Source organism: Blastococcus sp. HT6-30, from assembly GCF_039729015.1.
Taxonomy (GTDB): Bacteria; Actinomycetota; Actinomycetes; order Mycobacteriales; family Geodermatophilaceae; genus Blastococcus.
Map to the genome: position 1 here is coordinate 948,887 of NZ_CP155792.1, position 11,331 is coordinate 960,217.

An 11,331-nucleotide genomic window follows, 5' to 3' on the forward strand; every position below is an offset into this window, starting at 1 on the left:
AACGCGGGCGACGGAGGAGTGGCCGAGGGGCGGGGCGAACCGGTTGCAGCGCTTGCTTGCCAATCCGTCACAACGAGTCCCTCCACCTCAGATGCAAGACGTGTGATGCCTCGTGATCTTGTGGTTCTGCAGTACCGATGCCAAGCCTGCTGGTGGCTCGATCCACGCGGTCACGGCCGCCGGCTCGGAGGTCGCTGAGCATGTGTCCTTCGGGGCGCTTCAAGGCAAGCTTCGATTGTGTCGCTTCGCGTGGAGCGTTCACATGTCGGGCTGGCCGGACTTGAGCGCGGCAAGCAGATAGAGGCACTGCTCCGGTGCACCGTGCCGCGGATCCCGCCGAGAGTGTCCACGCGCGACCTGCGGCTTTCCGGCGACGGACGCTGCCCACATCGTCCGGCGACGGACACTGCTAGGGCGAACGGTGCCGCCGAAGGACACCTCGCTCCGTCGAGGGACACTCCCGGCGACGTCCCGCACTGCCCGGTTCTCAGCCGCTACATTTCCACCCGAAGCGCAGTCGGCACGCAAAAGTGTCGGACGGGCGTGGCCTAATCAGCCCATGACCGCGGTGAACCTGGGCGATGACCCGGCATGGCTGTCCGCTCTGGTCGACGCGCTTGCGGCGAAGCGGACAGCTCCGCTTGTCTTGCCGCTGCCCCTGCTCCTGACAGACCTGTCTGCCTGGCTCCGGCATTCGCGGGACGATCCCTTCAACCGGGCCCGCACGCAGTTGGCTCAGGAGGTGGCAGCGACCCGGGCAGCCGTCGGCCCTGCGCTTCAAGCCGCCTTGGGTGGGGAGTTGCGGCAGTTCTACGGTGCCCTCGGAAAGCTACTGAGTACGAAGCTGCCGCCACATGAGGTGCGGCTGGAGCTATCGACCGCGGCAGACGGCCTGCTGCGACGTTGCGGCACGGCTGAGGTGCTCACGGCTGCCTGGGGCGGCCTGGTGGACGACATGCGTACTGACGGACTTCTTTCGCCACCGATGGTCGCGGACCGCGTCGAAGAGTTGGCGTCATTGCTCGACGTCTCAGACCTTGAGGCAGAGGGCACCGTCAGGCGCCTGCGCGGCATCCTCTTGGACTACGGCTACGAAGTGCACGGCGCGCGGTGGTTCATCGGTGAACGCGTACCCGATGACGCTGGGTCACTTCCGTTCCATCAGCCTGCCGGGCTGACGGTGCCCGAGCGCCTCGCCCTCTGTGAGCAAGTGCTGCTGCGCGACCCGCCCGCCCAGCAGTGCACGGTCTGGAGCGCCTTCTCTATGGCGGATATGAACGAGGGGATGGTGTGGTCTGCGGGGCCATTGACCTTCTTCAACGCTTGGTGGGCAGTGCCCAATGCCACCAGGGAGGACGGCTTCGACTTCGAGCACCGAGCCGAGCTTGCCGAGGTTAACTTCAGGCTGCCGGAGTACGAGGCGCCCCACCTGCAGCTCTGGCTGGTCCGGCTGGACATGGGCCACCGAAAGCCGCGCGGTGCCCTCGAACAGGGCGCTGCCGAAATCAGGAACTTCGTCGACATCGCAGCGGTGCGCGGCGGTGGACCGCGGTGGCGGCCGTATGGGTGGGACGCGCTGGTCATCGACGGCACTGAACGGGCGAATCGCTACTTCAACCCGGATACCTCTGCGACCAAAGGGCTGGGGGACGAATATCGGCTCGATTTCACGGCTCGTGAGCTAACAAATCGGGGCCCAGCGCTGGCCGCTGCGGTCACGGGCAATGGCCTGCCGGCCACCTTGAGCGAGGCACTCGCCAGTCTGCTCGAAGCAGATACGGCACAGGAGCGGAGCGCCGTCGTGCTGTATGAACGAACGGTCGAGCTCATCGGGGCGTACGGCGGCTATGGCGATACAAGTGACCTGGAAGGGCAATTGCTCAACGGGTGGCCGGATGACCAAGTCCGACAGGAAATTTTCGCGGCAGCAACCGGCGCGCTGCACAGTGAGAAAATCTACCGAGACCGCGACGCCTATATCGAGCTGACCAATCATATTATGCCAAGCATTCGCGGTAGTCATACCGGGTTCAATATGTACTTCGACCGCATCCCGTCGCGCCGGGAGCAGCTACTTGCCGCGGCGACCAGTCCGGCTGACCGCGCCTGGCTGGCCGGGCGGCTTGACTTGCTGACACACGCGACCGCATACCTGCAGCGCCGACGCGGGTACGCCGAGCAGCTGGAACTGCTGCGCGAGCGCCATCGGCGCATCCGTAATGCCGTGGTGCACGGCAATCCGGTGCATGAACGCATACTGGCGTCCGCCCGACCACTCGGCCACTATTTGGCGCATCTGGCCTTTAGTGCTGCCGTCGATAGCTTCGCCGCAGGGACTGAGCTGCGGGACCGTCTGGCGGAGCATGATCGACGTCTGCAGGCGTTGCAGGAGCACCTGGCTCAGGGGAAGGCGCCAGTCGACTTCTGGTCGTCAACGGGCGAGTAGTCAAACTGCATGTCGCGGCGTGGCCGTGGCGGAAGACCGCTATATGGATCTCCGGAAGACCGGGCGCGACTCCGGCTCGTAGGCCGTATGGGATCGGGCCGCGCCACTTACCTTGAGTTTTGGCCTGCTGATGGGCCCGGCTGACGCGCTCGCCGGTGCGTTCGCTCTCGGCTCGGCTCACGGCCCCGAGCATTCTGGCGACAAGCCGGCCGTGGCTGGTAGAGACGTCCCAGGCGCCAGCTTTGACGGTTCCAACGGTCACGCTGTGCCGCTCGATGAGCTCCAGGAAGTCTTCGAGTTCCCTCGGGGAGCGCGCCCCGTTGCCCATGGCCTTCTCCCTACGTAGTGAGGCGGTCACGGTACCCACGGGATCCGCATCCGGGCCCCCCTCCGCTTGAAGACCCCTTCCGCCACATCCTGTATCGGGGCTACCGCCCGCTCCGCAGGCCAAGCGCAACCATGCGGAGGAGGCTCCGGGTGGTGGCAGTTCTGGTTGCAGTCGCGGTGAATTCGTGGCCATTCACCAAGGTCCGCACTCGTCTCGGACCAGCGTGAATCTCCTGCTCAGGGGCCCGCTGTGCACTTCGGCGGACGCCCGCGAACGCGATCAGGTCGGCCTGGCAGTGTGGGGGTCAGGGGTTCGAGTCCCCTCAGCTCCACTGGGGCCGACCGCGTGCGAAACGCACGCGGTCGGCACTACGAATGACCCACGGATAGTACAGCCAGGCTCGAAGGAGCCTGGCCGTACTTCGTATGGGAGCACCCACTCTCACTCCGTCGAGCGTCTCTTCAGCCCTGGCGGCCCGTGCCGACAGCGCCTCTGTGCGCAGGTGCAAGGTGATTGTGGTGAGCGAGGGTGCAACCAGCGCTGTCGCGGCACCCTCGCTCACCTCGCCTACAGGCGCAGGTCGTCGCCGCCGGTCTTGGCAGCAAGCAGCCGGTGCCAGTCGGTGGAGGCCAGCCAGTCCTTGGTCATGAGGTGGCTGGTCCAGCGCAGCAGCTTGATGGGCGTGTCGATCCGACCGACCTGGATGTTGTACCCGTCGTAGCGGTTGGTGTAGTCGTCCAGGCCCTCCTGCCAGCGCTGGTGCTTGCCGTGGCAGCTGTGGCAGATGACGAGCCAGTGGGCGCGGGACGGCAGGTCGTTGGGGCTGTAAAAGCGAAGGCCGTGCTCCTCCTGGGCCCATCTGCGCTCCCGCGCCTCCTCGAAGGCATCCAGTTCGCGCTTGTACCGCGATAGCTCCGCGCTGGGCATCCGCAGGCCGCCGTCCTCGCCGGTGACGACCGTCTCGCAGAGCTCACACGACCATTCGATCGTCGGCTCCACCGGCTGCGGACTATCCGTGCTCGGCACAGCTGGGGACCTGCGGAGCTGGGCGGGCATCGACGGGCCTGCCGACGTGCTGTCGCAGTCGTGGCCGAGCAGCGTGTTGACCGCCCGCAGCATCCCGTCGGAGTCGAGCGGGCCGGCGAGCTTGCCAGCGTTGGCGGCGTCGGTGACCAGCTGCAGGGCGCGCTGGAGGCCGCTGCCGTTGATCTCCTTGATCGCACGGGCGAGCCGCTGCTGGTGGGTGAGCCGGCTGCTACGACGGCTCAGGTCGTGCTGGTCGTGCTGGGACATGGGTGTGGCCTCTCGGTCCGCCTGCTCGCGCCGTCGAGCGTCCCCGCCTACGCCACGGCTGCGAGCCGGGACGAAAGGATGAAGGTCTACGCATGCTGAGTGCTCTCGTGCTCGGCAGCCGCCGGGTTCGTCGCTGCGGGCGGGGCGTCAGCGACCGGCGTCCACGAGACGCCGTCGAGACAGAATGACATCGACGCCGCGTGGATGCAAGGCGCTTGCAGCGCCGTGTGGCCGTGGAGCACCGCGTGCTCGTCGTGGCGCGTTGGCTCTGGTTCCCCCTGACCGCCATGAAGTCCGGGTGCCCGGCGTGCCGGGGCTTCCAGGTGTCGGTGACCAACAGCCTGATGAACCACCCCGAGCTGGCCGGGCAGTTCGACCGGGAGGCCAACGGCGGGATCACGGCCGACCAGGTGGTCGCCGGCACCAGCCGCAAGCTGTGGTCGGACGCCTACCGGCGCCACGGCGCCGACATTGCCGACCTCGCGCGGTCCCCTGGACACGTACGGGCCCATCGGGGGACGACCTGGACGAGGACCGGGCGTCGCATAGCAGGATCATGCGGACTCCCATCCCTTCGTCGAAGGACGCCCGTGCAGCACCCCCTTCCGAGGATCGACTTCGATCGCATCCGTGAGCACGAGGGCAGCCAGCACCGGGCGTGGGAAGAACTCACGTACCTCCTCGTGCCGGACATCGAGCGCCTGCCCCTCCACACCCGGCTGGAGAGGCGCGCTGCACCTGACGGCGGTATCGAGTTCTCCTGTCCGGCGCCGCCCGGCCGGGGTGACGGCACCTGGGCGTGGCAGGCGAAGTACCTGGACGAGCTGGACGACTCCGCTCTCCAGCAGATGCGCCGGAGCTTCTTCGACGCCTTGGACAACACCCCCACTCTCACCCGGTACGCCTTCCTCCTGCCGATCGACCGGAGCGCCGCGGTGGTGCCCAACCGAATCAGCGCCCTGGAGAAGTGGAACCGCGCCGCGAAGCGGTGGCGCGACGAGGCCGCGACCCGTGGCCGCACGATCGAGATCGTCTACCTCGGACACAGCGACGTGCTGGCGGCGCTGCAGCTCGACCGACACGCGGGCGCCGTCCGCTACTTCTTCGACGAGACCCTGTTCACGGTCGACTTCTTCCGCCACCAGGTCGAGCGGGAGATCGCCAACCTTGGTGAGCGGTACGACCCCGAGGTCCACGTCGACGTCGACCTCGGCGACTACCTGGAGGCGGTGGCTCGCACACCGGCGTTCGCCGCCCGAATCGTCGAGGCGGTCGAGGAGGCCGCGACGGCGGCCCGCCGGCTGGTCGACGCAGGGGCTGCCGCTGACGAGCGCGAGAACGGCGTCGACCAGGCAACAGCGACGGCCACCGCGCTCGCGCAGACCCTGCGGGCATGCTCCCCACGGCTGACCGAGCCCGATGGCACCGTCGTCGCCGATCTGGTCGCCGGTCTCGACGAGATGTCCGGTGGACTCGACGCGCTCGACAAGACGACCGAGGCGGAGCTCACCGCTCTCCCGACGCCTCCGGCGCGGCGCCCCGCCGCCCGCCAGGGGCGGGGCGCCCGGTCGACGGCACATGCCGACGACCCGGACGCCGAGACTCGGCGGCGCCTGTACGAGCTCCGGGCACGCCTTGCCCGAGCCCAGGGCGCCGTCGTCCACGCGCGGACTCTGCTGACCTCCGATGCGGCTCGGGCCGCGGCAGAGGTTGCGTTGCTCTTCACCGGTCCCGCCGGCTGCGGTAAGAGCCACCTGGTCGCCGACGGCGCCCGCCGACGGGTGGACCGCGGACGTCCCACCCTGCTGCTGCTGGGTCAGCATCTGGTAGCCGGGAATGTCTGGCCCCAGCTGGTCGGCCAGCTCGACCTCGCCCTCAGCGGACGCGACCTGCTCGCCACGCTCAGCGTCGCCGCACGGGTGCGTGGAGAGGGCCGCGCACTGCTGATCGTCGACGCGATCAACGAGGGCGCCGGCGCGGACCTGTGGCGGGACCAGTTGGCTGGATTCCTCGCCGACTGCGCCGCCTATCCGTGGGTGGCGGTGGTGCTCACCGTCCGCGACACCTACCGCCGTGAAGTCCTTCCGCCTGCGGAGTTGAGGGTCACCGAGGTGATCCACCGCGGATTGGCCGGCCACGAGGAGGAGGCACTGCACCGGTACGCCGCCCACTACGGGCTGCGCCTGCCGGACTTCCCACCCATGCTGCCCGAGCTGACCAACCCGCTGTTCCTCCGCAGCCTGTGCCGGTCGGTCCGCGCCCGCGGGCACGATGCCATCCCGCGGGAAGCTGTCAGTCTCAGCTGGGTCTTCGACGGGTTGCTGACGGCGGCCAACGAGGCGGTGTCCCGGTCGCAGCGACTCGACCGAGACGTCAGCGATCACATCGTGCAGCGCGCGGTCACGGCGCTCGCCGAGGTACTTCTCGTGGCAGACGACGAGCACCTGCCGTATGAGACGGCTCGGAATCTCTGCCAGACCATCCATCCTGAGCCCCGGGCCAGCCGCTCGCTGCTCAACGCGATGGTGGCCGAGGGCCTCCTGCTGCGGGAACGAGTCAGCCACGGAGCTCAGGCTGAGCCGTCCGATCGGATCCGCTTCACCTACCAGCGCATGGCCGACCACGTCCGGGCCGAAGCCCTGCTCGCGCGGCATCCCGACGACGTCGATCTGCGCGCCGCCGTGCTGGACCTCTGCGCGGGCGGGGTCCCGTGGCGCCGTCGAGGGCTGCTGGAAGCGCTCGTGTTGCTCACCGGGGAGCGACGCGATGTCGAACTGGCGGTGTTGCTGGAGCTGGACCCGTCCCGCGACGCGGGTACGGATGACCAGCAGCGCCTGTCCGGTCTCCTTGCCGACGCCTTCTTCGCCACCCTCGTGTGGCGCGACCCGACCACGCTCGACGACGCCGCCCTCGAGCTGCTGCAGGGATACCTCGACGCCCGCGCCATCGACCCCACCCAGTGGCTGACCCTGTTGCTGACGGTCGCCTGCGTGCCCGGCCATCCGCTCAACGTGCACCGACTCGACAGGGCCCTGCGGGGCATGCGCCTCGCCGAGCGGGACCTGCATTGGTCCCGCGACGTCTTGTTCATCGCCGACGAGGAAGGCAACCCCGTCTCCCGCACGATCGACTGGGCGTGGTCGTCCCCCTCGACGGTGGGGGCCGACGTCGTCGAGCTCACCGCCACGCTCTTGTCCTGGCTGCTGACCAGCCCCAACCGGCGCATCAGGGACACCGCCACGAAGGCGCTGCTGCACGTGACCAGTGGTCACCCGACGGTGCTGACCCGGCTGATCCGCGGCCTCGACGGCGTAGACGACCCGTACGTCGTCGAGCGCGTGGTCGCTGTCGCCTGCGGTCATGCCGTGCGCCAGTCCCACGACCGGCTCGACACCGGGGCCCGGGGCGAACTACTGGAGCTCGGGCGCGCCGTCTTCGACATCGTCTTCGGCGCCGCCGTGCCGACCCACCTGCTGCTGCGGCACTACGCCCGGACCGCCGTCGAAGTCATCGACGCGATGCTGCGCGGCCACGGCGAGACCCTCGACCGGGACCTCAAGGCGGCGCGGCCTCCGTACTCCAGTCCGTGGCCGCTCGTCGCTCCGTCACAACGTGCACTGGCCACCGCATACGAGCGCCGGCCGAGCCGGTACCTGACCGCCGTGAGCGAGTTCGGCATGGACTTCGAGGAGAAGGCGATCCGGCACCTGGTGGACGACTTCGTCCTGCCGGGCCAGAGTCGCTTGCGGGCCGCGCGGAGCGCCGGACTGACCCGTCGCCGCAAGCGCACGTTGGAGCAGCTCAACCCCGTGCTGAGGCAGCACGCGGATCTGGCGCGCCGGGTCGAGGCGGCGCTGGGCGAGGCCGACGCGCGGCGGCGGTTTCGCGGCTGGCAGGAGCTCATCCCGCTGGCCCCCGCGGAACTGCGGCCCCAGCTCGAGGAACTGGAGCGCCTGGCGCGGCAGGCGGCCAACGCCCGGGACCAACCGGTGCGGCCCGATGCCAACCTCGTCGGCCGCTGGATCGCTCGTCGTGTGCTGGAGCTGGGCTGGAACCGGCAGGAGTTCGGCACGATCGACCGGAACCTCGCCCAGGTCGGCAGCAGGCGTGCCGCGGAGGTCGAGCGGTACGCCGAGAAGTACGCGTGGATCGCTCTCTTCGAGGTCGCCGGTCACCTCGCCGACCACTGCACGGTGCAGCAGTTCTGGTCTGACGCCCCTGTTGCGTACGACGGCCCCTGGCAGCTCGGGTACGTCGAGGACCTAGACCCCACCACCACCTTGCGGGGGGATCAGCCGCCGGAGGACAGCGCGGCCGGTCGCCTGCGCGCGCAGCAACTCAGCACGGTCCGGCGCGATGCCTGGTGGCTCGCCGGAGACCGCCACGAACTGCACGTGGGGGGAGCGGACGAGGACTGGCTCCGCGACACCACTGACATGCCGGACCCCATGGCGCTGGCAACGGTCACCGACGGCCAGGGCGATGCCTGGACCGTGCTCGAGTTCGCGAACACCTGGCGGGTACCGGTGCGGCCGGGGGCGGCGGGATCCTCGTGGCAGCAGGACCGCAGGCAGCTGCCCGTCCACTTGAAGTCGATGATGGTGCCTGCGGCCCAGATCGACCTCGTGCTGGGCTGGGCGGCGCGGCAGCGATGGGACCACGTCCGGGAACCGGAGGCGGTTCATCCGCACGCGCCCTTCCTGAAGGGCTATCCCGACTTCGAGCGGTGGCCGCGTCTGCTGCAGCAGGTCTTCGACGAGTACGGCACGCCTGGCGGCTGGACGACGCTGGACGTCGGGGGGCCGACGGTCGAGGTCGCGCCAGCCACGGCGTCCTGCGCCAACCGGGCGGACAAGGACTTCTCCAACCGGGACTACGGAGCCGTGCTCCTACCGGCGCCCCAACTGTGCACGGCGCTGCGGGCGGGATGGTGCGCGACGCACGGTGCCGACGCGGATCGACTGCGTCTCGGCGCCTACGAGGCCGAGCACGCGTGGTGCGCCGATGGGCAGGTCGTGGCCTTCGCCTCCGATTCGCCCAGCTTCAGAGGCACGGCGGGCATCTTCGTCCGGCAGGGCGCGCTGCAGGCTGCGCTGGCCGCCATGGACGCCGCGCTGGTGACAACCATCTACGCCGAGAAGATCTTCTGGCGCGGCCACGACCCGAGCCATGATCGCGGGGAGCTGCACGCCGTTCTTGCGCACACGTCGATGGGACCGCGGGTGGTCTCCGTCGCCCGGGTGGCCCAGCTGTGGCGTGACCACGAACGGGTCGAGGAGCCGATCGGGTAGGGCCTGCGCCGCGGTGCGCATGCACGCGAGCGTGGGGGGAGGAGCTGTCGCTCCTCCCCCCACGTTCTACTTCGTGGGCCGCAGCGCGCGGGCGGCTTCCTGCAGCTGCGCCGCCAGCGCCGCCCGCAGGCTGTCCGCAGTGCTGCGGATCCCGGTCAGCGCGCGCTCGGCGGCACCGGTGTGCTTCGTGACCTCGTCGAAACGGGACAGAAGCTGGACCCCATGACCGATCGCGGTCTGGGCCCGACCCAGATCGACCGCCGGATCACCGTCACTCTGTGCCGTCGCCAGGAGGGTGAGCTCTCGGACGACGGCGAGCACCAGCCGGAGCAGCTCAGGGTCGTCGGCGGAGACGACCCAGGCGTTCGGGTCAACCCGGTGGAATCGGCCTGGCCCCGGAACCTGGTCCGGCGTCGGAACGACCGCCAGGGCGGCCTGCGCACGACGGACTCGCATGGCGTCAGCCAGTTCCTCTCGGTGCTGACGCGCGGTGAGCGCCCTGGCCCGCCGCTTCGCCTCGATGGCGATCGTCGGCTGGTTGGAGCCGGACGACAGCACGCGGACGACGACGTCCCCGGTCTTCCGGGTGGTGCCGGCTCCCGGGTGGGCACCGACGTGCTCGACGCAGTCGCCGGTCGCCTTCGCCCACTCGTCGACGATGTCGGCGACGGCGTCCTCGAAGTCCTTCCCCGCGGCACTGGACTTGCTGCGCGCGGCGGCCTGGGCCTGATCGGCCTGTACCAGCGCGCGCACCGCGGCGAGTCCTTCGACCAGTTCCCGCCGGGTGTTCTCGACGGTCGCGGTGAGATCCCGGCGCAACGCCGCGATCGGCGAGCTGGGGTTCTCGGTGCTGACGACGCTGCGCACCTCGGCGGTGTGCGAACGCAGGACGCGTTCGAGCTGGGCCAGCGCCTCGGCCTGCGCCGTTGCGACGGACTGCCGGACGGCCTCGCGGACGTTCCCCGCGCCGCCGGCGAGTACGGCGGTCAGGCCCTGCTCGATCCGGGTGGGGAGCGCGGCCAGCACGTCCGTGGCGGCCTGCCGGGTGGCGGCTTCGGTAGCGTCCACCCGAGCAAGTAGGCCATCGAGCTGCGCGACGGTGGCCGTCGCGCGTGCCCGCACTGCCTCGTCGAAGCCCGCGAGGGCGCGCTCCATCACCGCGGTGGTGTCGCCGGTGCTGCGCTGCAGCCGGCCGGCGATCATCCCGATGACGACGGCGGTGGCGACGTCGTCGGCCAGCGCCGCGGGCCCGTGCTCGGCGAGCACATGGCGGGCGAGCGCGACCGTCTCCGGATGCGTGACCCGCAGATGCTGGATCTCGAGCACGTCGCCGTGGACCGCGACGCCCCCGGAGCGGGACCGCTGAACGGGCATGGCGGTCATCGCGCCTCCTCCGTCAGCAGAACCAGCTGCCCGATCGAGATGGGCAGGCCGTCCGAGATCCGCCGGCAGACCACACAGTCCGACGACGGTGTGACGGCGTCACCGGAGTGCTCGGCCTCGACCAGGGCGACGTGCAGGTCTCCCTGCAGCGCCTGCCAGGCCGCCGGGTACCGGGCCTCCAGAGCGTGCTCGATGCCGGCGAGCGCGTCGGCGAGCTCCAGCTCATCGGCGCCGCCGTGCGCCTGCGCGGCGATGTACCGGGCGCCGAGGGCTCGCCACACGGCGAGCAGTCGGCGCAGGTCGCGGTCGCGATGGGCGGCGTCTCCGGGGAGCCGCCGCGCCGGGACCGAGCGGATGGATTGGTATGACACGGGACCCTCCATGGGTCGCCGCGGCGCGGAGGACGACCCCCCCGCTGTCCCGCGGGGGTGGCTCACGTCCACCGCGGCGTCACCGTGGGGGCGTGGCGGACGGGCGCAAGCCCTGGTCGTGAGCAGGAGCTCGGGGTGCTGACTGAGCACCCACGTCAGGCCGACCACACCCGCGCCCATCGCGACCGGTGCGTCTAGGTGGCTGGTCTGTCGGTGTCG

At 70.0% G+C, this 11,331-nt stretch carries 5 protein-coding genes; 2 read left to right on the plus strand and 3 right to left on the minus strand.

Going from position 1 to position 11,331, the window contains the following annotated elements; all coding sequences use genetic code 11:
• The first annotated feature begins 559 nt into the window (after positions 1–559).
• On the plus strand, positions 560–2,446 hold the full coding sequence (locus ABC795_RS04565) for a hypothetical protein (protein ID WP_347059723.1): 1,887 nt from the start codon (positions 560–562) through the stop codon (positions 2,444–2,446).
• A gap of 895 nt (positions 2,447–3,341) precedes the next feature.
• On the opposite strand, the gene ABC795_RS04570 is transcribed toward ABC795_RS04565, so the two are convergent.
• Positions 3,342–4,067: a hypothetical protein gene (locus ABC795_RS04570; RefSeq protein WP_347059724.1), complete on the minus strand. Its 726-nt coding sequence runs from the start codon at positions 4,065–4,067 to the stop codon at positions 3,342–3,344.
• Between the two features lie 245 nt (positions 4,068–4,312).
• Between ABC795_RS04570 and ABC795_RS04575 the strand changes: the two genes are divergently transcribed.
• Positions 4,313–9,358, plus strand: a complete 5,046-nt coding sequence (locus tag ABC795_RS04575) for a hypothetical protein (protein WP_347059725.1) — start codon at positions 4,313–4,315, stop codon at positions 9,356–9,358.
• Positions 9,359–9,424: 66 nt separating this feature from the next.
• On the opposite strand, the gene ABC795_RS04580 is transcribed toward ABC795_RS04575, so the two are convergent.
• Together ABC795_RS04580 and ABC795_RS04585 are read right to left on the minus strand one after the other, a co-directional pair.
• Entirely contained in the window at positions 9,425–10,741 is a 1,317-nt protein-coding gene (locus ABC795_RS04580; RefSeq protein ID WP_347059726.1) for a hypothetical protein, read from the minus strand.
• Positions 10,738–11,112, minus strand: coding sequence for a hypothetical protein (locus tag ABC795_RS04585; protein WP_347059727.1), 375 nt, complete (start codon positions 11,110–11,112; stop codon positions 10,738–10,740). The genes ABC795_RS04580 and ABC795_RS04585 overlap by 4 nt, the downstream gene beginning before the upstream one ends.
• Positions 11,113–11,331 lie beyond the last annotated feature (219 nt).